Here is a 23,641-nt window from a genome sequence, read left to right as displayed (position 1 = left end):
GGGGTAGGGGTGAGGGCGATTCAGCGGAGGGGGCCGTAGAGCCAGTTGCCGGTCGCTTGGGCATCGGGGCTGGTGTAGTACTGGCGCATGGCGGCGAAGAGTTCGTCGACGCTCAGCGCGCCGTTGCCATCCGTGTCGAGGTGTTGGAACGCGATGGCCCGGTGTTCAGGGGCGGTACGGAAGACCTCCTGCCACGCCTGGAACTCCTGCTCGTCGACCTCGCCGTTCCCGTCGGTGTCCAGCAGTGCGCAGACCGCTTCCGCCAGGGGCCGCAGCGAGGACTCGAACCCGCCACGAGAGCTGACGAACGCGCCCGTCATGCCCGCGCGGTACTCCTCGGGAGTAAGCCGTTGGTCCCCGTCGGCGTCGGCGGCCGCGGCGAGGGCGTCCCAGAAGCGAGCCATGCCTTCCATCAGGGCGGTCCCCTTGGGGGAGGTCGCGGGCTCGCCGAACTTGGTCAGCAGCTGGGAGCCGAGCCGGACGGCCACGGACGGCTGTCCGGAGACCTGGTGCAGCCCGGCGGCGGCGAGGTGGTCGAAGTGACCTGGCTCGCCGGCGCCGATACTGATTCCCTGGAGGCGGGTGGTGCGCAGGATCGGGATGTTGGCCTCGCCGAACACACCGCCGGAGAGTCCTGTCCCGCCGATGATGGGAAGGACGGGGAGGGTGCCGATGTGGCTGTCGTTGACCTTCAGTACGCCGCCGTTGGTCACCTCGTCGGTGAACCGCTGGATGACGTCCGGGTCGCGGGCCCACAGGGAGTTGCGCAGCCCGTACCTGTTGGCGTTGACGAAGGAGATCAGCGCGTCGAGCAGTTCGCCGTCCGCGGCCTCCGTCGCGTCCGCTGCGCCCGCGGGTACGACCACGCACATCAGCGGGAAGAAGGTCTCCTCGGTGACCGCCCGCATCGTCGCCGCCTCCGGCAGCCCCCGTACGCGCAGCAGCACCGGTCTGACGAAGGGCCCCCGTGGCGTCGGCGCGCCCTCCACGTCGACCAGCTCGCCCCCGCAGAGCAGTTCGGCACCCTTGGCCACGGCGTCGTCGAGGACGTCCGTGCACTGGGAACGCTTGACCACGGGGGTGAGTGTGACCTCCGGATCCTCAGGCGGCCCGACCCGCAACCCGGCCACCCGGCTGCGCACCAGTTCGGTGAACTGCTCGGCCACCGCCGGGTGGACCAGCGCGAACTTGGGGGCGAAGCAGAGCTGGCCCGAGCCCTGGTACCGCTCCACCGCCGCGTCGGCGGCCTGGTGCAGATCCGCGTCCCGCCACACCATCAAGGCGTCGTTCCCGGCCAGCTCCATGATGGGCTTCTTGCCGTGCTCCAGACAGGACCGGGTGAGCTGCGCACCCTGGCTCGGGCCGCCGAAGAAGAAGATGTCGTCGCAGTCGGGCGATGCGAGCCAGGACCGCAGGGTGGGCCGGGCCAGTGCGCACAGAACGCTGAGCGTGCCGGGCGGGGCCCCGTACTCCGCCAGCAGCGGGGCAACCAGTTCGTGGAAGACGTAGGCGGTGCTCAGCGGAACCGCGGGCGGGACGTTGAGGACCAGCGCGTTCCCGGCCGCCAGGGTCGGTACGGCGGCCATGGCGGTGAGCATGGGGGCGTTGCGTGCCGGACTGAGGCACACCACCCCGTCCGGCTTGCGCACCAGTCGCACCACGCGGCCGGCCTGCTTGCCCTCCCACACCATGGCGTCCCGGGCGTGGTCGAGCGTGTCCGGGTGCGTCAGGTTCAGCGTCGCCGACAGGGCCCAGTGCGCCACGCGCACCGGATGCCCTTCGGCCACCAGGACCTGGACGAGTTCCCCCGCCCGCTCCCGCACGAGGTGGTGGAATGCCCGGACGAAGTCCAGCCGCCGCTCCAACGGCACCCGCGCCCACGCCGGTTGCACCTTGCGGGCCAGGGCGAGCGCCGCCACGGCCTGCGCTTCGGTCGATCGAGCCACCCTCCCGACCAGCCTCGGATCGGCGTGGTCCTCCGGGGCAGCCCGTCCGTGATCCAGGCGCGCCTTCAGGGCGAGTACGTCGTACGGTTCGCGTAGCAGCGCGCTGCTCCTGGGCCAGTGCACCCAGCCCTCGCCGGGCTCGGGAACACCGCCCACCAGCACCGGATAGGCAGGCCGCGGCGGGGAAAAGGCTCCATTCACGCTTCGATCCTGGGCCGTCGCACACCCCGATCAATACACCTCACTCACGCACCGACACAATGAGTGATAGTTCTGATGATGGGCGGTGATGGTGCAGCTTCCTCTTCCTCCTGTTCAGCCTGGCGGGCAGGGGCCGGGTTGCGGGTTGTCGCACACGGTCCGGGCCGGGCGTTGCCGGGGCAGGGCCCGGATCGGCCTGACGCGGTGGCCTGTCAGACACCCCATGCCATAGGGCGTCAAGCGGGTTGGGGGCAGGCGTGGTGTGACCACGCGGTTGCTTCGTCGTAGGTGGTGCGGGTTTTGAGGCATCCGTGGAGGATGCCAACGAGCCTGTTGCCGAGCTGGCGGAGGGCGGGGTTGTAGTCGGCCTCGCGGGCTCGTTGCTTGTCGTAATAGCGACGGGCCCCTGGGGAGGCGTTGAGAGCGCAGAACGCCTGGCGTTGGAGGGCGTCGGCGAGGCGGTTGTTGCGGACGTAGCGGGCCTGGACGGTGTGACTCTTGCCGGAAGCCCGGGTGACGGGGCTGGTGCCGGCGTAGTTCTTGCGGGCCTTCGCGGAGGCGTATCGGGTGGGGTCGTCTCCGAACTCGGCAAGCACCCGGGCGCCGGTGATCTCCGCGATGCCCGGCATCGAGAGGTAGATCTCAGCGTCCGGGTGCATCAGAAAATGGGCTTTCACCTGCTCTTCCATCTCGGAGATCTGTTCGTTGAGTGCGATGATCAGCCTCGCGTGCGCGGTGACGGCGGCCGAGTAGGCGGCCGTGATCTGCTCTGGCAGTGTGAGCTGCCGCTCGCGCAGTGCGGCCTGGATGGTGGCCGCTTTCGCCTCTCGGTTACGCCGACGGTGCCGGGCCAGAACGGCGGTGATCTGGGTGCGGGTCAGTTTCGCCGCGGCGGCTGGTGTAGGGGCCTTGATCAGCAGCTCCAGGGCATCAGTGCTGGTCAACGCGAGGTCAGCGTATGCCGCCAGGGCTGCGGGGAAGTACTCGCGCAGCGTGCTGCGAAGCCGCTGGAAGGTGCGGGTGCGCTCCCAGATCAGGGTCTGGTGGGTCTGTGCGACGACCTTCACAGCCTGGGCGGTGTCGCTGTCCCCAGCTACCGGCCGCAGGCGGTCACGGTCGATGCGGACCATGTCCGCGAGCGCATGGGCGTCGCCCTTGTCGCTCTTGGCTCCCGAGGAGGCGTACCGCTCCTTGAACCGGGCCACCTGGCGGGGGTTGATCGCGTACACCTGGTAACCGGAGGCGATCAGGGCCTGCACCCACGAACCCCGGTCGGTCTCGATGCCAACGACCACGTCCCAGGGATCCAGGTCGCCGCCGTGTCGGGCGACGAGTTCATGAAGCTTGGCGATACCCGCCACTCCCTCGGGCAGGTTGGCGGCAGCAAGCTTGCGGCCGTCCTCGTCCTGGAGCTCGACGTCATGGTGGTCTTCGGCCCAGTCGTCACCAATGAGCAGCAACAAGCCCTCCCTCATTCCGTTCTTCATGCTGCGGCGTAGCCTGCGGAAGGCACGGCACGCGGCCTAATGGATCCAGTGCTCACGCCCCGCGGGGCGGGCACGCCACCCCATCAGCGGTCTGGCCTCCCGGCCACCAGCAGGGGCACGGTCTGACAGCAGAACTCAACTGCTTCCGGCGGACGTAGTGCTCACCTGCTGGCGGCTACGGAACCGAGCATTCCCCGGCCCCGTAGCTCCCATTAGGCGTTCTCGGCGGCGGGCGGGGTGGCCCATTCGACGAACTGGACGATCACGCCGTTGGGGTCGGTGACCTGGAAGAGGCGTTCGCCCCAAGGCTCTTCACGCAGCGGCATGGTGATCTCGACTCCCTCGGCGCGCAGCCGCTTCTCCTCGTGCTCGATGCCGGTGGTGGTGAAGGCGAGGATCAGGCCACAGGCGTGCTGGTCGCGCTGGTCGGCCGGCAGCACTTCGGTACCGCGTGCCAGCAGGACGATGTCCATCGCGACGTCGTCGCGCGCCAGGGAGGCGAATCCCTCGGCAGCGGCCTGTTCGGCGTAGCCGAGGTGGGTGGTGAAGAACCGCTGGGACGCGGCGACGTCGTCGACGGTGAGCGAGACGGTGGACGCGGTGATCTGCAAGACGGTTCTCCTCAGTGGTCTTTCGGGAGGCGGAGGTGCGGGTGCCGGGTGAGTGCAGGTCAGTAGCCGGAGCGGCGCGGCAGGTTGCGGGCCTTCGGGGGGACCCGTCGGGCGGGTGCGGCGAGAACGCGGGCGGGACGCTGGGTGCCGCGGGGTAGAGCCGGGGCACGGTTGTCGCGCTCGGTCAGGACCGGGCCGATCTTGACGGGGGCGATCCGAAGGGCGACGGGGCGGGATTCGAGCATGGGCACATCCGTTCTTCGCTCCACGAGGGAAACTTACGACCGACGTAAACTTAGACAGGACCCCCTGAGGATGTCAACATAAAAATGCCACGAGGGTAAGATTGCTGCATGACTACTGACGCCGCCCCGTCCGCACCCGCTACCGGCCTGCGGGAATCCAAGAAGCAGGAGACCCGGCAGCTCATCTCCGACGTCGCCACCGGCTTGTTCCTCACCCGGGGTTTCGAGCGGACCACCATCGCCGAGATCGCCGCCGCCGCGCGGGTGGCGAAGAAGACGGTGACCAACTACTTCCCGCGCAAGGAGGACCTGGCCCTGGACCACCAGGACGCCTTCACCACCTCCCTGGCCGGCACGGTGACCGGGCGCCAGGCCGGCGAGTCGGCCCTGTCGGCCCTGCGCCGCGCCTTTGCCGACGCGACCGCGGTCGCCGACCCGGTCGCCGGGTTCTCCGGCCCCGACTTCGCCCGCATGATCGCCGACAGCCCCACCCTCTCCGCCCGCCTGCGCGACCTGCACGACCTGCGAGAAGCCGCCCTGGCGGACGCCTTGGCCGACGCCACCGGCACACCCCGCGGCGACATCACCCCCCGCACCGCCGCCGCCCTGCTCGGCGCCGTGCACCGCACCCTGTTCCAGCGCATCCAGGAACTCACCCTCACCGGCCAGGACAACGCCCGGATCTCCGCCACCGTCATCGCTGAGGCGGACAGCGCCTTCGGCCTGTTGGAGCCTTCACTCGCCGACTACGCCGCAGCGTGAGCCAGGCGTCGCTCGTCGGCGTTCCGACGGTGCCCGGCCCGTGGCGGCAAGACGCTTGCTCACCTGAGGAGGACGCGTTCTCCACGATCGGAAGCCCGCCGCCTCGACGAGCAACCGTCGGCCGATCCCCCCAGGCAAGCCGTCAAAGCGTCAGACCACAGAAGTAAGAATCCGAAGAGGTGTCGCGATCAGCATCCGGCGAGGTCGGTGTGCTCACATCCCGACGGCGGCAGTCCCCTCTTCCCCGGACTCCGCCCGCTCCTCGTCGAACCTCGATGGCAGTTCCGCGGAGGGAAGCGACCACGACCACGTTCGAAGCGATTGAGGATCGCCATGCCACGCTGCTCCAGCAGATGCGCCGACCGCGTGGTGCACGGCCCCCGAGTGCCGTCGAAGGCTCTGGGAGCAGTCAGGGCGCTGACGCCAAGATCCGGACCGTACACGGACCAGTTCCCCCCAACGCCCGTCAGAACCAGCACAGGTGTCAGCACCGCACCGTCAAAACGTCTCAAATGGCGCACCACTCACAGCGACGGATTCGTGCCCTCGGGCGGTCGTCACTCACCCCGCCGGTCGCGCCGGTGGTGGCCGCGCACATCCCGCGCCCGGCAACTGTGGCGGTCCACCACATACCCCTCTGACCTGCGGGTTTCTAGCGTATGGCGACGCTGGAAGGTCCCCATACGCCGCTCGGAAGTGAGTCTCATGGTCGCCCCCGCAACCGCTCCCCCGACGTCCGCCGGACTCAGACGGGTCGTCGCCGCCAGTCTCGTCGGGACCACCGTCGAGTGGTACGACTACTTTCTCTACGGGTCCGCCGCGGCCCTGGTCTTCGGTCGGGTCTTCTTTCCGGAGTCCGACCCGTTGACGGGGACCTTGCTGTCGTTTCTCACTTACGCCATCGGGTTCGTCGCCAGGCCGTTGGGGGCCTTGGTGTTCGGGCACTTCGGCGACCGCCTGGGACGCAAGAAGCTGTTGGTGGTCAGTCTGTTGATGATGGGCGGGGCCAGTGCGTTGATCGGCTGTGTGCCGGGGTACGACGCCATCGGGGTCGCCGCGCCGATCCTGCTGACGACGCTGCGGCTGGTCCAGGGCTTCGCCCTCGGCGGTGAGTGGGGCGGCGCGGTGCTGCTCGTCTCCGAGCACGGTGAGGCCGAGCGCCGTGGGTTCTGGGCCTCGTGGCCGCAAGGGGGTGCTCCGGCGGGCAATCTGTTGGCCGTGGGTGTGTTGTCGTTGATGACGACGTTGCAGAGCGAGGCGTCGTTCACCGCGTGGGGGTGGCGTATCCCCTTCCTGCTCTCGGCGGTTCTGGTCGGCGTCGGTCTGTGGATCCGGCTGTCCGTCGACGAGTCGCCGCTCTTCAAGGAGGCGCTGGCGAAGGCGGAGCGGCGCAAGGCGGAGCAGGGGGCCGAACAGCCGCCGCTGGTGGCGGTGTTGCGCCACCACTGGCGGGACGTCCTGATCGCCATGGGCGCGCGGATGGCCGAGAACATCTCCTACTACGTCATCACGACCTTCGTGCTCGCCTACTGCGTCGAGCATCTGAAGATCGAGAAGCAGGCCGCGTTGAACGCCGTACTGATCGGTTCCGCGATCCAGTTCTGCCTGATTCCGGTGTTCGGGGCGCTGTCGGACCGGCTCGGGCGCAAGCCCGTGTACCTGGTGGGGGCGGTCGGCGTGGGCGGGTGGGCCTGGGCCTTCTTCGCTCTGCTGGACACCAGGTCCTTCCCGGCCCTCGTGCTGGCGGTGACGGTCGGGTTGGTGTTCCACAGCGCGATGTACGCGCCGCAGGCCGCCTTCTTCTCCGAGTTGTTCGCCACCCGCATGCGGTACTCGGGCGCGTCCATCGGCGCCCAGTTCGCCTCGGTGGCGGCCGGTGCGCCGGCTCCGCTGATCGCGACGGCGCTGCTGTCCTCGTACGGCGACGCGACGCCGATCGCGGTGTATGTGACGTCGGCCGCCGTGCTCACCGTGATCGCCCTGGCCGCCGCGCGGGAGACCCGTGGGCGCGACCTCGCCCGGGTGTCCCCGGGGGCTGTCGGCGATCCGTCGGATTCGGACGGGGCCGCGGGGGAGACAGCCGCTTCGTCCGCCTGAGATACATCATCGGCGGGAGGGGGCGGGAGGTCGGCCCCTCCTGTCCCCCTTTCCTGTCCCCCTTTCCTGTCCCCCTTTCCTGTCCCCCTTCCCCTTTTCACTTCTCTCCTGCTACGGCTCGCCTCATGAACCCAGATACCGTGTCCGCCGCTCCGTACCTGCGTCGCCTGATCGATCTGCTCGGCGCGGACGCCCCGGCCGAGGAGTTCGGCGCGGTCGCCGCCGAGGCGCGCGTCAACGGGGTCGGTGCGCAGGATCTGTCCGAGGTGGAGGGCGCCACCCGGACCGTGCTGCGGATGAGGGGCGCGCTGCGGCAGCACCGGCGGCGTGAGGCGGAGCTCGCGGCCCTGTTCGACACGGCCGGTGACCTGGCCGGACTGCGCGACCTCGATGCCGTGTTGCAGTCGATCGTGCGCCGTGCCCGGACGCTGCTGGGCACCGACACCGCGTACCTCACGCTCCCCGACCCGGCGGCCCGCGACACCTACATGCGGGTCACCGACGGCTCGGTGTCCGTGCTGTTCCAGGGGCTGCGACTGGGGCTGGGCGACGGCCTCGGCGGCCTGGTCGCCCAGAACGCCCAGCCGTACGTCACACCCGACTACCGCACCGACAGCCGCTTCCGTCACACCCGCACCATCGACGCCGGGGTCCTCGACGAGGGCCTGGTCGCGATCCTCGGCGTGCCGCTGCTCCTGGGGTCCGGGGGTGGCGGCGGCGGTGAGGTCATCGGCGTGCTGTTCGCCGCCGACCGCACCCCGCGGGCCTTCTCGCCCGACGAGATCGCCCTGCTGTGTTCGCTGGCCGCGCACGCCGCCATCGCCATCGACACCGCGGCTGCGATCACCAACACCCGGGCTGCGCTCGCCGAGTTGGCGGCGGCCAACGAGGTCATCCAGGAGCACGCCGCCACCATGCAGCGCGCCGAGGAGGCGCACGACCGGCTCACCGATCTGGTGCTGCGCGGCGGCGACGTGCGGGACGTGGCCGCCGCGGTCGCCGACCTGCTCGACGGGGCCATCGCGATCCACGACGCCGATGGGCGGGTGCTCACCGCCGTCGGCCCCGGCGGCGCCGCGTTCCCCGGCCGCGGCACGGTGGCCGAGGTCGTGGCGGACTCCCGGACCGCCGGCCGCACGGTGTTCCGCGACGGCCGCTGGACGTGTGCCGTACTGGCCGGGCAGGAGGTGCTGGGCAGTCTGGTCCTGCACGGCCGGCCCGACCTCGACGACGCCGCCAAGCGGCTCTTCGAGCGGGCCGGCGTCGTCACCGCCCTGCTCCTGCTGCAACGGCGTTCCGTCGCCGAGGCGGAGAACCGGATCCGTGGGGAACTGATCACCGATCTCCTCAACGCCCCCGACCGCGATCCCCTCGGCCTGACGGAGCGCGGGCGCCGCCTGGGCTTCGACCTCGACCGGCCCCATCTGCTGCTCGTCGCCGAGGCCGACGCCGAATCCCGGCAGCGACTGGCCGGGGCGGCCATGCGCCACCGCGTCGCCGGCGACAGCATCAGCGCCGAACACGCCGGCCGGGTGGTGGTGTTGCTCGCGGAGAGCGGCACCCCGCCCGGCGACGTGGCCAGAAGCGCCGCCAGGCACCTCACCCGGCTCGCCGGCGCGCCGGTGACGGTCGCCGCGGCCGGACCCGCGGCCGGACCCCAGGCACTGGCCGCCGCCCACGCCGAGGCGATCCGGTGTCTGCGGGCCCTGCGCGTGCTGGGCCGGGAGGGCGGTGCCTGCGCGGCCGACCTGGGGTTCCTCGGCATACTCCTGGGCGACGAGAAGGACGCGGACGGCTTCGTCGCCGGTGTCCTGGGGCCGCTCCTGCGGTACGACGAGCGACGCGGCACCGCGCTGGTGCGCACCCTTGAGGCGTACTTCGGCTGCGGAGGGAGCCTGACCCGCGCCAAGGAGGAGCTCCACGTGCACGTCAACACGGTCGTGCAACGGCTCGACCGGGTCCAGGCACTGCTCGGGGACGACTGGAACAGCCCCGAGCGCGCACTGGAGTTGCAGATCGCGCTCCGGCTCCATCGGCTGACCGGGAGTTGACGCCGCGACCCGCCGGCCGAGACATGACGCCCCCGTCGCGCTGCCCGCCGTGCCGGTCGCGGACGGTGGGCCGACCGGGACGCGGTGACGGTCGGTTCGCCTCGCCGGCGGTGGTGGTCCAGCGGGCCGCGGCGGCGCTGCGCAGGGGTGTGACCGCCCCGGGCATCGATTGGTCTAGTCCTATCTTGGTCCAGTCCATTGACATGCCCCTGACCGTAGGGCTATCCCATATCCCATACCGCTGCGTACCAACGGGAATTGGCGGTCACCCCCCTCACACCCGGGACAGACATGAGACGCAGGCGCTCCCTCCGTGCACTCCTCACCGCTACCGTCACCGCCGTGGCCACGGCCGGCCTGACCGCCCTGGGCGGGGGCGCGGCCCGGGCGGCGACCCCGCTCCCGGCCCATGTGTTCGCCCCCTACTTCGAGTCGTGGACGGGCGAGAGCCCCGCCGCGCTGTCCGCCCAGTCAGGCGCCAAACACCTGACGATGGCGTTCATCCAGACGGCCACCAAGGGGTCCTGCACGGCCCTGTGGAACGGCAGCACCGACATCCCCATCGCCCCGTCCTCGTTCGGCGACGACATCAAGGCCATCCGGGCGAACGGGGGCGACGTCATCCCGTCGTTCGGCGGATACACCGCGGACACCACCGGCACCGAGATCGCCGACAGCTGTACCGACGTCAACCAGATCGCCGCCGCGTACGAGAAGGTCATCACCACCTACGACGTCACACGGCTGGACATGGACATCGAGGCCGACTCGCTGGACGACTCCGCGGCCGTCGACCGGCGGAACAAGGCCATCAAGCTCGTCCAGGACTGGGCCGCCGCCAACGGGCGCACGGTCGAGATCTCGTACACCCTGCCCACGACGACCCGGGGCCTCGCCGACAGCGGGGTCGCCCTGCTGCAGAACGCGGTGCGCAACGGGGCCCGGGTGGACGTCGCCAACATCATGACGTTCGACTACTACGACAACGCCACGCACGACATGGCCAAGGACACCGAGACCGCGGCCCAGGGGCTGTACGACCGGCTCAAGACGCTCTATCCCGACAAGACCCCGGCCCAGCTGTGGGGCATGATCGGGATCATCGAGATGCCCGGGGTGGACGACTTCGGCCCGGCCGAGACCTTCAGCCTGGCCAACGCCACCCAGGTCTACAACTGGGCGGTGACCAAGGGCATCAGCACGCTGTCGTTCTGGGCCCTGCAACGGGACAACGGCGGCTGCCCCGGCGCCCCGTCCGGCGACACCTGCTCCAGCATCCCGCAGAACACCTGGGACTTCAGCCACGTCTTCGAGCCGTTCACCGGCAGCGGCACGGCGCCGACCGACGACTTCTCGGTGACGGCCAGTCCCGGTACGGGTTCGGTGGCGGCGGGCAGCCGGACCACCACCACGGTGCGGACCGCGGTCACCGCCGGAGCGGCGCGGACGGTGGACCTCACCGTCGGCGGGGTCCCCGCGGGTGTCACCGCCTCGCTCAGCCCCACCTCGGTGACGGCCGGCGGGTCCTCGACGCTCACCGTGTCCACGACCGCGGCGGCGGCCTCCGGCACGTACCACCTCACCGTCACCGGCACCGGCCCCGCCGGCACGCGCAGCGCGTCCTACGACCTGACCGTCACCGGCGGGAGCGGCAACCAGTGCACGGCGAGCCCGTGGACCAGCGGCACGGTCTACACCGGCGGCCAGCAGGTCTCCTACAAGGGGCACACCTGGAAGGCCAAGTGGTGGACGACGGGCGAGGAGCCCGGCAGCACCGGGGAGTGGGGTGTCTGGCAGGACCTCGGCGCCTGCTGACCCGCCCGGCGCCGGCCCGGGCGGCCCGGACCGGCGCGTCGCGCCGCCGCACGTCCGGACGCGGTCGTGGTCGTGGTCGTGGTCGAGATGGGCCTACCGGGCGACGGCCTCCCCGGAGCGGTCCGGATCTTCACGCACGGCGCCACCGCCGACGAGGCCACCGACGGCGGACAACAGGGCAGCGCTCCCGGCCGGGGAGTGTTAGAAATAGCAGCATGGCCGCAGGGTCCGGCCGATATCGGCGCGCAACGGTACGGTCACTGACCGAACGACGTCCGCAGAGCCTCGCGGGGCAGGTCTTCCTGCTCCAGCTCACGGTCGGTCTCCTGCTCGTCCTGGGCACGCTGGCGGCACTGCTGCTGACCTCGCGGCACGACGCCGAGCAGGAGGCGCGCAACCGCTCGGTCGCCGTCGCGGAGACCTTCGCACACTCCCCCGGCGTCCAGGCCGCCCTCAAGGCCCCGGACCCGTCGAAGATCCTCCAGCCGCTCACCGAGGCGGCCCGGAAGCGGGCCGACGTCGACTTCATCGTCGTGATGAACACCCACGGCATCCGCTACACCCACCCCAAGCCCGAGGAGATCGGCAAGCGCTTCGTCGGCAACATCGGCCCCTCGCTCAGCGGCAAGGTCCGCGTCGAGAGCGTGCACGGGCCGCTCGGTCACGAGGTGCAGGCCATCGTGCCGATCACCGATGCCAAGGGCACGGTCGTCGGCCTGGTGTCCGCGGGGATGAAGGTGGCCAGCGTGAGCCGCGCCATCGCCTCCCACCTCCCGGTGATCTTCAGCATCGCCGGCGCGGCGCTGTGCCTCGCCACGGCCGCCACGGCGGTGATCACCACCAGGCTGCGGCGCCAGACCCGCGGCCTGGGGTCCGTCGAGATGAGCCGGATGTACGAACACCACGAGGCGGTGCTGCACGCCGTGCGGGAGGGCGTGGTCATCGTCAGCGACGCCGGCCGGCTGCTGCTGGCCAACGACGAGGCCAGGCGGCTGCTCGCGCTGCCCGAGGACGCCGAGGGGCAGGAGGTGTCCCAGGTGCCCGGGCTCGCCCCGGGGCTGGCCGCCCTGCTGGCGTCGGGCCGGACCGCCACCGACGAGATCCACCAGGCCGGTGGCCGGCTCCTGGCGGTCAACCAGCGGCACACCGACCGGCACGCCGCGGGCATGGGAACGGTCACCACCATCCGCGACTCCACGGAGCTGCGGCTGCTCTCCGGCCGCGCCGAGGTCGCCCACGAGCGCCTGCGGCTGCTCTACGAGGCCGGGGTGAGCGTCGGCACCACCCTCGACGTCGCGCGGACCGCGGAGGAGCTCGCGGAGGTCGCGGTCCCCCGGCTCGCCGACTTCGTCACCGTCGACCTGGCGGCGCCCGTCCTGCGCGGCGACGAGCCGGCCGGCAGCGGCCCCCAGCAGATGCGGCGCACCGCGGCGCACGGCATCCTCGACGACCTCCCGTTCCTCCCGCCCGGGACGCTGATCACCTTCGTTCCCGGCACGCCCCAGGCGCGCGGCATGGCCGGCGGACGCTCCGAGGTGGTGTCCGACCTCTCGACGACCCACAGCTGGCAGCTGCAGGATCCGGAGCGGGCCCGGCGCGTCCTCGCCTGCGGCATCCACTCGCTGATCACCACGCCGCTGACGGCCCGCGGCAACATCCTGGGCGTGGCCAACTTCTGGCGGTCGCAGAAGCCCGAGCCCTTCGACGACGACGACCGGTCGCTGGCCGAGGAGCTGGTGGCCCGCGCCGCGCTGAGCATCGACAACGCCCGGCGGTACACCCGGGAACACGCCCTGGCGGTGACCCTGCAGCGCAGCCTGCTGCCGCGCACCCTGCCCGAGCAGAGCGCCATGGAGGTGGCCCACCGCTATCTGCCCGCCCAGTCGGGGGTGAGCGGTGACTGGTTCGACGTGATCCCGCTGTCCGGCAGCCGGGTGGCGCTGGTCGTCGGCGACGTCGTCGGCCACGGGCTGCACGCCGCGGCCACCATGGGCCGGCTGCGCACCGCGGTGCACACCTTCTCCACCCTGGACCTGACGCCGGACGAGCTCCTGGGCCACCTCAACGACCTCGTCGACCAGATCGACCAGGAGGAGGCGGACACCGCCAGCGGCACCGGCATCACCGGCGCCACCTGCCTGTATGCGATCTACGACCCGGTCTCGCGGCGCTGCGACATGGCCCGGGCCGGGCATCCGCCACCGGCGCTGGTCCACCCCGACGGCACCGTGGAGTTCCCCGAGCTGCCGGCCTGCCCGCCGCTGGGGCTGGGCGGCGTCCCGTTCGAGACCACGGTGCTGCACCTGCCCGAGGGCACCCAGATCGTGCTCTACACCGACGGGCTGGTCGAGGAGCGCACCCGGGACTTCGACGTGGGGATGGAGCTCCTGCGCGGCGCGCTGTCCCATCCGGGCCGGTCCCCGGAGGAGAACTGCCGGGCGGTGCTCGACCGGCTGCTCCCGGACCGCCCGCGGGACGACGTGGCCCTGCTGATCGCCCGCACCCGGGTGCTCGGCCCGGACCGCGTCGCGGCGTGGGACGTGCCGTTCGACCCGGCCGCCGTCGCGGGGATGCGCTCCAGCATCTCCGACAAGCTCACCGAGTGGGGCCTGGACGAGCTGGCCTTCGCCACGGAGCTGGTGGTCAGCGAGCTGGTCACCAACGCGATCCGCTACGGCTCGCCGCCGGTGAAGGCGCGGGTGCTGCGGGACCGCAGCCTGGTCTGCGAGGTGGCCGACGGCAGCAACACCTCGCCCCACCTGCGGTACGCCGCGACGACGGACGAGGGGGGCCGCGGCCTGTTCCTGGTGGCCCAGCTGACCGATCGCTGGGGCACCCGCTACACGCCGCAGGGCAAGGTCATCTGGGCCGAGCAACAGCTGCCCCAGGTCGCCCCGAACGGCGAGGTCAGCCTGGACGGACCGGTCAGCGCGGACGACTCGGAGGACCCAGGCGCCCCGGGCGGCCCAGCGGGCTCGGGCGCCCGGGGCGAGCCCTCCGGTCCCTAGCGGCTGTCCGACCCTGACCCGTCGGACCGGCCCTGGACAGCCCCGCGGCCGGCCCGCTGACCAGCGCCGCGTCCGTCACCCGCCCGGCTGGAGGCGCAACTGGCCCTGACCGAACTCGTCCGCCGCCTCGACGACCCCCAACTGGCCGCGGATCCGCCCCCGTACCGGCACAACGCGGTGCTGCGCGGCCCCCGGCACCTCCCGCTGACCGTCGCCGGGATCAGGGACTGAGGCGGTCCGGGGGGCCGTCCTGCCCGGTCGCGGCGGCCCGCTGCCGGTCCAGCGCGTCGTCGAGCGTGGTGGCGGCCATGATGAGCGACAGATGGGTGAACGCCTGCGGGAAGTTGCCCAACTGCTCGCCGCTGGGGCCGATTTCCTCGGCGAACAGGCCGACGTGGTTGGCGTAGGTCTGCATCTTCTCGAAGGTGTAGCGCGCCTGGCGGAGCCGGCCGGCGCGGGCGAGCGCGTCGACGTAGAGGAAGGTGCACAGGCTGAAGGTGCCTTCGGAGCCGCGCAGGCCGTCGGGGGAGGCGACGGGGTCGTAGCGGTAGACCAGGCTGTCCGACACCAGGGTGCGTTCCATCGCGTCCAGGGTCGACAGCCAGCTCAGGGTCCTGGGGGCCAGGAAGCCCACCCGCGGCAGGAGCAGCAGCGAGGCGTCGAGCACGGTGCCGTCGTAGTGCTGGACGAGCGCCTGTTGCCGCGCGTCCCAGCCGCGCTGCATGACCTGTTCGAGGATCGCGTCGCGGGCGGCGGTCCAGCGGGCGGTGTCGGCGGGGCGGCTGTACTGGGCCGCCAGCTTCAGCCCCCGGTCGAAGGCGACCCACGACATGATCCGGCTGAAGGTGAAGTGCCGGCGTCCGCCGCGGGTCTCCCAGATGCCTTCGTCGGGGCGGTCCCAGGAGTCGGCGAGCCAGTCCAGCGTCCGGGCGAGGTTCTTCCAGCCGTGGTAGCCGGCCCGCATGGCGATCTCCCGCCCCTCCGACAGGGCGTAGAGCGCCTCGCCGTAGATGTCCAGTTGCAGCTGGTCGGTGGCGGCGTTGCCGACGCGTACGGGCGCCGAGCCGCGGTAGCCGGCGAGGTGCGGAAGGACCTCTTCGGGGAGGTCGGGGTCCCCGTCCACGCGGTACATGATCTGCAGCGGTTCGCCCCGCTCGCCGTCCCGGGCCTGCAGGCGGTCCCCGAGCCAGTGGGTGAACTGCGCCGCCTCCTCGACGAATCCCAGGTCGAGGAGGGCCCGTACCGACAGCGAGCCGTCGCGGACCCAGGTGTAGCGGTAGTCCCAGTTGCGTTCGCCGCCCACCTGCTCGGGCAGTCCCATGGTGGCCGCGGCGACCGGCGCTCCGGTGGGGGCGTAGGTCAGGAGCTTGAGGGTGATCGCCGAGCGATGCACGACCCCCGGCCACCTGCCCCGGTAGCGGGAGGTCTGCACCCACCGCTGCCAGAAGTCCACGACCTCCCAGTAGCGCTCGGCCGCGCCGTGCGGCGTCAGGGGCGGTGGGGCCGGTGCGTCGGGCCCGTCGACGGTGAGGATGGCGGTGGCCACCTGTCCGGCGCGCAGGGTGAGCGTGCCCCGCACGTCGACGCCGTCGGGCCGGAGCGGGAAGCTGCTCTGCAGGTGCGCGGTGATGCCCGGCGCCCGGAACGTGGCGGTGTCGTCCCGCACCTCGCAGGTGTGGGTGGCCCGCCCGTAGTCGAAGCGCGGGCGGCATTCCAGGCCGAAGTGGACCGTTCCGCGGACCGCGCGCGCCCCGCGGATCAGGACGTGCCGGTCGGACGGCGTCCCGGTGCGGTCCGGCGGCATGCAGTCGAAGACCTCGCCGACGCCGTCGGGGGACATGAACCGGGTCACCAGCACCGCGGTGTCGGGGTAGTAGAGCTGTTTGCAGGTGCTGCCCGGGGCGTCCGGCGCGAAGCGGAAGTGGCCCCCGCGGTCGTGGTCGAGCAGGGCGGCGAAGACGCTGGGCGAGTCGAACCGGGGTGCCGCGAACCAGTCGACGACCCCTTCGGAGGAGATCAGCGCGGCGGTCTGGAGATCGCCGACGATGCCGTGGTCCGCGATGGGGGGGTACCGTTCCATGATCTTCCCGCTTCCTGGGCACGTACCTCCACTGTCCGCCCGCGCCGACGGACGCGCGACGGCGGAGTCCGCGGCGGCGGCAGGGGCGGACGCGGTGCGGCGCCGCGGAGGCGCCGACCCGGTCCGGGGCGGGTTTCAGGGGGTCGCCGCCGCGCCCCGGTCCGGCCGGCCGCCCGCTCGGCGGCGGCGCAGGGTGACCACGAGGACGTGGCTGCTGACGGCCAGCATCCACAGCGGGAAGACGAGTTCGAGGTGGCTGGTGCCGCCGACCGCGAAGAGCAGTACCAGTGCGACCAGATAGCCCAGCCATGCCAGCCAGCGCGGAAAGATGCCCAGCCGGTGCCCGATCGTCGTCGTCGACACCACGAACACGGCGGCCATCCGCGTCGCGTAGCCGGTCAGCAGTTCCAGCACGAGGTGGCGTCCGTACTGCCACAGTGCCCGCTCCCCCGCCGAGGGCGAGGCGGACACGTCCGTCACGGCCAGCAGGCTCCCGGTCGTCGCCGCCAGGACGAACAGCATGGCCACGAAGAGGAATCCGCTGCCGAGGAAGAGGGTGGCGAAGAACCGGTCCTCGGCCTCCCCGACGTAGTCCCGGATCGCGCCCATGAACCACAGGAAGAAGATCCCGGCGAACGGCAGCAGGGCCAGCGCGCCGTGCAGGAAGTCCCGCTGGGAGGTGTCCTCGACCCAGTCGGCGGTGTCCTGGGGGTGCTCGGGCACGGCCAGGTGGACGAGCAGCACGGCGGCGCCCAGCAGCAGCGCCGCGACGATCCCGGCCACCGCGGCGGCCTTCGGTGTCTGCAGCATGCGGGCCGTTGCCCCGTCGGTCGTTCGCATCACGCTCTCCCGCTGCTCGTCACCGGCTCCGCGGGCCCCGGCCGCACGGCATGCGCGGACCGGCCGGCCGACCCGCCGTGCGCACCGCGCCTGACTGTCAGTTCTACGACCCGGCGAGGCGGCGCACCGCGTCGTCCGGGCCAGACGGGTGAGCGGCCGGCGGTCCGCGCTCCCGGGCCGCCGGACGGCGTATCGGGCGGCTCTCCGGGCCCGGGGCCGCAGCTCAGAGCCGGAGCAGGCGGGCGAAGTAGGGGGTGCGCTCCGGACCGGCGTACCGCAGCAGCGCGCCCAACCCGTCGGCCAGCGACAGTTGCTGCTCCGGCACCACGACCAGTCCGGCGCCGGTGCGCACCGCGGCGCGGATCACGGCGGCGGGCGCGGGGCCGGTACGGAAGCCGAGCGCGCCGTACGGGGCCAGTGCCGCGTCGCACGGGTCGAGCGGCGCCCCGCCGGCGTCCACATGGAGGCGCATCGCGAGATCCAGGGGGACGCTGAGCAGCAGCGAGCTGACCTGGGAACGGCGCAGCGCGGCCACCACGCTGCACAGGCCCTCGACGGCGCCGTGCCGGCTGGTCCGGCGGGCCCGGAACAGGTCGAGCCGGGCCCGGTCGGCGATCCGGAGCTGCCCCTGGAACGCCTCGGTGAGCTCCCGTTCCATCAGGGCCCGGCCGGGCGGCGCCGGGTAGCCGTTGCCGCCGCTGGTCACGAGGCGTTTGCGCCAGCGTTCGGCGAGGAGGTCGGCCAGCGCGTTGCGGGCCCGGGTGATCCCGCCCAGCACGATCGTCTCGGCGTCGGTGCGGCACGCCAGTTCGGCGATGCGGGCGGCGGCCAGCCCGGCCCCGTCGGTCCAGCCCGCGGCGGGGCCGCTCATCAGGTGGCAGACGCCCGGCGCGACGGCACTGCTCGGCCATGTCCCGGCCTGGAAGGCCACTTCCCATCCGCCCGGGGGCTCCGGTCGCGGGCGCGGCGTGCTGTGCACGGTGGCGGCGACGTAGCAGATGTCCGGGGCGTGCTGGAGGGCCAGCGGCATCAGGTCGGGCAGCGGGGTGAACTCGGCCTCGTCGTGCGCCGGCGGCTCGGGAAGCTCCACGGTCAGCACCACCCGCCCGCGGCTGGCGACGATCGCCTGGCCGTGTCGGCCGGCGATCTCCTGGTCACCGCCCGCGACGGCCGCCAGGGCGTCCACCGTGGCGCCGTCGGCGCCCTGTTCCACGAGCGCCTCGCAGACCTGCCGCCTGCGGAGCGCCAGCTCCGGCTCCTCGACGTCACGTGATGTGTCGAGATAGGCGCAGGCGTACGGTCCCCCACTCGCGTACACCGCGTTCAGGAAGGCCAGGTCCACGATGCCTCCACGCGCCGTGTCGGTCGGCTGCCTGGTGTTCTTCCCTCCCAGTAGAGCCCCAAGGCACCGGGGCCGCGCGCCGAGACCGGGCGCGCCCGGCGCATCGCCTGCCCGGGCGGGCCCAGGCCGCCGGGGCCCGCTCAGTCCGCCCGCCTGCCCGGCCCGGGCAGGCGGGCCGCGACGGCTTCCAACAGCAGTTCCAGCGCGTACGGATAGCCGCTGCGGCGCATCTCGGCGGCGAGCTGGGGGGCGGTCGCGGCGATGTGCGGGTGGGTGTCCGCCGGCAGCCGTCCGTAGTCGGCCTGCCAGACCTCGCGGTCGGCCGCCTGTGCGGCGGCGGGCAGGGCCAGGGCCGCCGCGTCCAGCGCCGCGAAGCCCAGGCTCTGGTCGACGAAGGCGTGGTAGACGCGGACCGCTTCGGGGTCCGGGAAGCCCGCCCGGCGGAGCACTCCGAGGATCGCCTCGACGGCGCGGGTCTCGTGGGTGCGCCCGGTGGTGCGGTGCGCGGCCAGTAGCGCCGCCTGGGGGTGTGCCTGGTAGGCGCGGTGGATGCGCAGGCCGATCTCGCGCAGGTCGGCGCGCCAGTCGCCGGTGGGCCGCCAGCCGTGCTGGGCGCGCCCGATCAGCTCGTCGGCGAGGGCGAGGAGGAGGTCGTCGGTGTTGCGGAAGTAGCGGTAGATCGCGCTGGGGTCGGCGCCGAGCGCGGCGCCCAGCCGCCGCACCGTCAGTGCCTCGGCGCCGTGCTGGGCGACCAGGCGCAGCGCGGTGTCGACGATCAGCTGTCGGGAGAGGACGACGCCCTGCCTGGTCGGCCTCCGGCGTCGTCGCTGCCGCTCGGGAACCACTCGTTCGGCCATGGCCCCGCACCTTATGACAACGTCATTGACGTGTGAAGTGCGCGGGGGCTTTCATGTCCAGCCAACCGGCCATCCGGTCGGATTCCACACGAGTACGGCGGTGATCCATTGACAGCCAAGGTCAAGGGCACGAGCACGGGCCGGGGGACGGAAAGCGGTGACCGTCCGGCCGCCATGGAACGGTCGCTCGGGGTCGGCGGCGCCGTGGTGATCGCCGCGTCGAGCACCGCGGCCACCAGCAGCATCGGCATCGGTCTGGGCCTGATGGCCGGGGTCGTCGGCCTGCACCTGCCGGCGATCATGCTGGTGGCCTTCCTGCCGGTGCTCGCCATCGCCGGCGCGTACGGGCGCCTCAACCGCGTCGAACCCGACGCCGGCAGCAGCTACCGCTGGGTGGGGCGCATCCTCAACCCCTGGTTGGGCTTCCTGACCGGCTGGGTCAACGTCGTCGGCACCGTCGTCTTCATGGCCTACACCACCGCCGTCACCGGCTCGGCCGTGCTCCAACTCCTCGGCGAGGCCGCCGTCCACCGCATCGGCGGCCTCGCGCTCGACCCGGACTCCACGCTCCAGTCGACCCTGATCGGCCTGGTCGTCCTGATCGCCGCCGCCCTGGTCGCCGTCCGGGGGCTCGACCTCGCCGCCCGGCTCCAGCGGTACCTGCTGGTCTTCGAGTACGCGGTGCTGCTCGGTTTCTGCGGCTACGGCCTGATCGCCGGCGACCAGCCGTTCTCGATGGAGTGGTTCAACCCGTTCGCCCTCCCCTCGCTGGAGGCGCTCGCCCAGGGCATGGTGCTGGCGGTGTTCTGCTACTGGGGCTTCGAATCGGTCTTCAGCGTCGGCGAGGAGGTCCGCACCGCGCGGGACGCCTCCCGCGGCGGCTTCCTGGCCCTGGCGATCATGATGCTGCTCTTCGTCTTCGCCGGCACCGCCTTCCAACGGGTGCTCCCGCTGGGCGAGTTGGCCGACAACGGCGCGCACGGGCTCACCTACTTCGGCGCCAAACTGGCCCATCAGCCGCTCGCCGCGCTGCCGTTGCTCGCCCTGACCTTCTCGGCGGCGGCGTCACTCCAGGCCGCGGTCATCCCCACGGCGCGCGGGATGTACGCGATGGGCCGCGACGGCACGCTCGGCCGGGTGTGGACCCGGCTCCACCCCCGCTACCGGACGCCCGCCGCCGGCACCTGGCTGATCACCACGATCGCGTGCGTCCTCGCCGTGCTCTCGCTGGTCATCCCCACCGTCGGCGCGCTGATCTCGGCCGCGGTCAACGCCATCGGCATCGTCGTCGCGCTCTACTACGCCCTCACCGCGCTCGCCGCCGCGGTGCGCTTCCGCGCGCTGCTGCGCACCGCGCCCGCCGAGGCGCTGCGCGTGGTCGTGGCACCACTGCTCGGCGCGCTCGTCCTGCTCGCCGTCGGCGGATACCTCTCCTGGGACTTCTACCGATCGGCGGACCACTTCGAACTCGCCGCCGACAACGGCTGGTTCGAACTCGCGGTGGTCGCGTTGATGCTCGTCTCGGGCCTGCTGGCCGCCGCCTGGTCCCGCTGGCACCGGCGCGCCCCGTACTTCACCCGGCGGCCGGACGAAGGGGCGCCGGCACCGACCGAATAACCGCCCCCCGATCCGCCTCCCCCTGTACTGCTTGTACCGCCGTACCGCCGCGGACCGCACCCGGTCCGCCGACCCGACTGGAGTACCCCCATGCCCAAGGCCGACCTGGTCTTCACCCACGGCCCCGTGCACACCGGGGACGCCGCCCGCACCCGGGCCAGCAGCCTGGCCGTCACCGGCGAGCGGATCACCGCCGTCGGCCACGACGAGGTCCGGGAGCTGATCGGCCCCGGAACCGAAGTGGTCGACCTCAGCGGCAAGTTGCTGCTGCCCGGCTTCCAGGACGCACACGTCCACGCCGTCTTCGGCGGCCTGGAGCTCGCCGAGTGCGACCTCACCGGAACGAACGACGCCGAAGCCTCCCTGCGGCGGATCCGCGAGTTCGCCGACGCCCACCCCGAGCGGACCTGGATCACCGGCGGCGGCTGGTCGCTGGAGAGCTTCGCCGGCGGCCTGCCGACCCGCCAACTCCTCGACTCCGTGGTACCGGACCGCCCGGTCTACCTCCCCAACCGCGACCACCACGGCGCCTGGGTCAACACCCGCGCGCTCGAACTGGCCGGCATCACCAAGGACACCCCCGACCCGTCCGACGGCCGGATCGAGCGCGAGAGCGACGGCACGCCGAGCGGCGTCCTCCAGGAGGGAGCCACCGGCCTGTTCGCCGCGGTCCTGCCGCAGCGAACCGCCGCCGACCGCCTGGCCGGCCTGCTGCGCGCCCAGGAACTGCTGCACTCCCTCGGCATCACCGGCTGGCAGGACGCCCTGCTCGGCGCCTTCCACGGGCAGGCCGACCCGTCGGACGCCTATCTCACCGCCGCCCGCGAGGGCAGCCTGACCGCCCGTGTCACCGGCGCGCTCTGGTGGGACCGCGCCCGCGGCGCCGAACAGATCCCCGAACTCATCGCGCGTCGCGCCGAGTTGGCCCACGGAAGGTTCCGTGCCGGCGCGATCAAGATCATGCAGGACGGCATCGCCGAGAACTTCACCGCCGCCATGACCAGCCCCTACCTCGACGCCTGCGGCTGCGCGACCACCAACACCGGCCTGAGCTTCGTCGACCCCACGGCGCTGCGCCAGTACGTCACCGCCCTCGACGCACTGGACTTCCAGGTCCACTTCCACGCCCTCGGCGACCGCGCCGTCCGCGAGGCCCTCGACGCCATCGAGGCGGCCCGCGCGGCCAACGGCCGCCGCACCGCCCGGCACCACCTCGCCCACCTCCAGGTCGTCCACCCCGACGACCTCGACCGCTTCGCCCGGCTCGGCGCCATCGCCAACATCCAGCCGCTCTGGGCCGCCCACGAACCCCAGATGGACGAGCTGACCATCCCCTTCCTCGGCCCCGAACGCGCCGGCTGGCAGTACCCGTTCGGCGCCCTGCTGCGGGCCGGCGCCACCCTCGCGGCCGGCAGCGACTGGCCCGTCAGCAGCCCCGACCCGCTCGCCGGCCTCCATGTCGCCGTCAACCGCCAGGAGCCCGACGCCACCGACGACCGGGTCTTCCTCCCCGAGCAGCGCCTCGACCTCACCACCGCCGTCGCCGCGTACACCGCGGGTTCGGCGCACGTCAACGGCCTCGACGACGCCGGCACGCTCCAGGTCGGCCACCTCGCCGACCTGGTCGTCCTCGACCGGGACATCTTCACCGCCCCGCCCCAGGAGATCGCCCGGGCCACCGTCCTCCAGACGTACGTCGGCGGGGCGCGGGTGTACGCGGCCGACTGACCCGGGCCGCGCCCGCGGCGCGGGCGGAAGGGGAACGGCCGGTGGTCGTCGACCCGGCCCCCGCGCCCCCTTCCGCCGGCCCTTCGGCGCGCACGATCGGGCCGGAGCTGGTCTGCTGGAGGAGGAGGACGGGGGCCCGCGTGCCGGACGCCGGCGTGCGCCGGCCGAGGACAACGCGATATCTCCAGGTCACCGCCGGCGGCGGGCCCCGGGACCGCCGCCGGGTGTGACGTGCGGAACGACCCCTTCGACCCTCCGGATCGAGGCGAACCTGAGCGATGAGCACCGCACGGGACCTGATGATCACCGCCGTGGACGTGGCGCCCGGCCACCCCGTGGAACAGGGCGACCTGTCACTGGCGCTCGCCGGGGCCGAGGTGATCGACCTCCTCGCTGCCCAGGCCCTCACCCTGGACGACGATCGCATCGTGCCGGGCTACCGCCCCAGCACGGACGATCCCCTGCTGGACCGGGCGGCGGCGGACCTGGTCCGCGAGACGCCCTACGAGTCTGTCGAGGACTGGCTGTGGCGCCGCGGCCGCGGCCTGTCCGCGACCTATCTGGCGACCCTGGAAGCGGAAGGACTGCTCAGTCGGCAGCGCCGCCGCGGGATCCCCCTGCGGGCCGGCCAGATCGTGCTGGCCGATTCCCCGCAGCGACGCGCCGCGGCACACCGCCGGGCCGCCGACGAGCCCGTCCTGACCGCCCTCGCGGCGGCCCTCGGGCTCCACGGCGAGGACCGGACGGAGGCCGCGGACCCGCCGGGGGTGGACGACGACGCCGTGGACACCGTGCTGGCCGCCGTCCACGGCGCACTGATGCACCTGGAGGCCATGCGGCAACGACGCGCGATCGAGCAGGCCGCCTTCGACAACATCTGGCGCGGCGACTGACGCGGACCACGGAAGACCGCCGGCAAGCCGGCCGAGCTCCGCACCTCTCGCGCCATTTCAG

The 23,641-nt window shown here is 72.4% G+C and carries 16 protein-coding genes and 2 pseudogenes; 10 read left to right on the top strand and 8 right to left on the bottom strand.

What is annotated here, in order from left to right:
* Nucleotides 1-20: 20 nt before the first annotated feature.
* From MOV08_RS36625 to MOV08_RS36610, 4 genes are all read right to left on the bottom strand, one after another.
* Nucleotides 21-2,147 carry an aldehyde dehydrogenase family protein gene (locus tag MOV08_RS36625; protein ID WP_275310475.1) on the bottom strand — a complete coding sequence of 709 codons (2,127 nt, stop codon included), beginning with the start codon at nucleotides 2,145-2,147 and terminating at the stop codon, nucleotides 21-23.
* Nucleotides 2,148-2,383: 236 nt separating this feature from the next.
* Complete coding sequence (locus MOV08_RS36620) at nucleotides 2,384-3,607, bottom strand: IS110 family RNA-guided transposase (RefSeq protein WP_275312008.1); 1,224 nt, start codon at nucleotides 3,605-3,607, stop codon at nucleotides 2,384-2,386.
* A 239-nt stretch (nucleotides 3,608-3,846) separates the two neighbouring features.
* Nucleotides 3,847-4,245: a VOC family protein gene (locus MOV08_RS36615; RefSeq protein WP_275310474.1), complete on the bottom strand. Its 399-nt coding sequence runs from the start codon at nucleotides 4,243-4,245 to the stop codon at nucleotides 3,847-3,849.
* Between the two features lie 59 nt (nucleotides 4,246-4,304).
* On the bottom strand, nucleotides 4,305-4,490 hold the full coding sequence (locus MOV08_RS36610) for a hypothetical protein (RefSeq protein ID WP_275310473.1): 186 nt from the start codon (nucleotides 4,488-4,490) through the stop codon (nucleotides 4,305-4,307).
* Nucleotides 4,491-4,598: 108 nt separating this feature from the next.
* Between MOV08_RS36610 and MOV08_RS36605 the strand changes: the two genes are divergently transcribed.
* From MOV08_RS36605 to MOV08_RS36575, 7 genes and pseudogenes are all read left to right on the top strand, one after another.
* Nucleotides 4,599-5,252 (top strand): TetR/AcrR family transcriptional regulator, encoded by a 654-nt coding sequence (locus tag MOV08_RS36605; RefSeq protein WP_275310472.1) that lies wholly within the window; start codon nucleotides 4,599-4,601, stop codon nucleotides 5,250-5,252.
* A 705-nt stretch (nucleotides 5,253-5,957) separates the two neighbouring features.
* Nucleotides 5,958-7,349 carry an MFS transporter gene (locus MOV08_RS36600; RefSeq protein ID WP_275310471.1) on the top strand — a complete coding sequence of 464 codons (1,392 nt, stop codon included), beginning with the start codon at nucleotides 5,958-5,960 and terminating at the stop codon, nucleotides 7,347-7,349.
* Between the two features lie 125 nt (nucleotides 7,350-7,474).
* Nucleotides 7,475-9,400 (top strand): helix-turn-helix domain-containing protein, encoded by a 1,926-nt coding sequence (locus MOV08_RS36595; RefSeq protein WP_275310470.1) that lies wholly within the window; start codon nucleotides 7,475-7,477, stop codon nucleotides 9,398-9,400.
* A gap of 291 nt (nucleotides 9,401-9,691) precedes the next feature.
* Nucleotides 9,692-11,215 (top strand): glycosyl hydrolase family 18 protein, encoded by a 1,524-nt coding sequence (locus tag MOV08_RS36590; RefSeq protein ID WP_275310469.1) that lies wholly within the window; start codon nucleotides 9,692-9,694, stop codon nucleotides 11,213-11,215.
* A 45-nt stretch (nucleotides 11,216-11,260) separates the two neighbouring features.
* Nucleotides 11,261-11,479: pseudogene (locus tag MOV08_RS36585) on the top strand (hypothetical protein); the annotation flags it as partial.
* Nucleotides 11,431-14,223 carry a SpoIIE family protein phosphatase gene (locus tag MOV08_RS36580; protein WP_275310468.1) on the top strand — a complete coding sequence of 931 codons (2,793 nt, stop codon included), beginning with the start codon at nucleotides 11,431-11,433 and terminating at the stop codon, nucleotides 14,221-14,223. The pseudogene MOV08_RS36585 and the gene MOV08_RS36580, both read left to right, overlap by 49 nt.
* Nucleotides 14,224-14,304: 81 nt before the next feature.
* Nucleotides 14,305-14,454: pseudogene (locus MOV08_RS36575) on the top strand (cytochrome P450); the annotation flags it as partial.
* Here MOV08_RS36575 and MOV08_RS36570 read toward each other — a convergent pair.
* The 4 genes from MOV08_RS36570 to MOV08_RS36555 form a co-directional block, all read right to left on the bottom strand.
* Nucleotides 14,444-16,303 (bottom strand): glycoside hydrolase family 15 protein, encoded by a 1,860-nt coding sequence (locus MOV08_RS36570; protein WP_275310467.1) that lies wholly within the window; start codon nucleotides 16,301-16,303, stop codon nucleotides 14,444-14,446. The pseudogene MOV08_RS36575 and the gene MOV08_RS36570 sit on opposite strands and share 11 nt — an antisense overlap.
* 135 nt (nucleotides 16,304-16,438) lie before the next feature.
* Entirely contained in the window at nucleotides 16,439-17,113 is a 675-nt protein-coding gene (locus MOV08_RS36565; protein ID WP_275310466.1) for a hypothetical protein, read from the bottom strand.
* 253 nt (nucleotides 17,114-17,366) lie between these two features.
* Nucleotides 17,367-18,485, bottom strand: a complete 1,119-nt coding sequence (locus MOV08_RS36560) for a baeRF2 domain-containing protein (RefSeq protein WP_039638559.1) — start codon at nucleotides 18,483-18,485, stop codon at nucleotides 17,367-17,369.
* Nucleotides 18,486-18,625: 140 nt separating this feature from the next.
* Nucleotides 18,626-19,342 (bottom strand): TetR/AcrR family transcriptional regulator, encoded by a 717-nt coding sequence (locus MOV08_RS36555; protein ID WP_275310465.1) that lies wholly within the window; start codon nucleotides 19,340-19,342, stop codon nucleotides 18,626-18,628.
* 174 nt (nucleotides 19,343-19,516) lie between these two features.
* Between MOV08_RS36555 and MOV08_RS36550 the strand changes: the two genes are divergently transcribed.
* From MOV08_RS36550 to MOV08_RS36540, 3 genes are all read left to right on the top strand, one after another.
* Nucleotides 19,517-20,959: an APC family permease gene (locus tag MOV08_RS36550; RefSeq protein ID WP_275310464.1), complete on the top strand. Its 1,443-nt coding sequence runs from the start codon at nucleotides 19,517-19,519 to the stop codon at nucleotides 20,957-20,959.
* Between the two features lie 90 nt (nucleotides 20,960-21,049).
* Nucleotides 21,050-22,687 (top strand): amidohydrolase, encoded by a 1,638-nt coding sequence (locus tag MOV08_RS36545; protein ID WP_275310463.1) that lies wholly within the window; start codon nucleotides 21,050-21,052, stop codon nucleotides 22,685-22,687.
* A gap of 278 nt (nucleotides 22,688-22,965) precedes the next feature.
* Nucleotides 22,966-23,580, top strand: a complete 615-nt coding sequence (locus MOV08_RS36540) for a GOLPH3/VPS74 family protein (protein WP_039638556.1) — start codon at nucleotides 22,966-22,968, stop codon at nucleotides 23,578-23,580.
* Nucleotides 23,581-23,641 lie beyond the last annotated feature (61 nt).

The organism is Streptomyces yunnanensis (assembly GCF_029011865.1).
GTDB lineage: Bacteria > Actinomycetota > Actinomycetes > Streptomycetales > Streptomycetaceae > Streptomyces > Streptomyces yunnanensis.
This window is presented reverse-complemented; position numbering and strand designations above follow the sequence as displayed.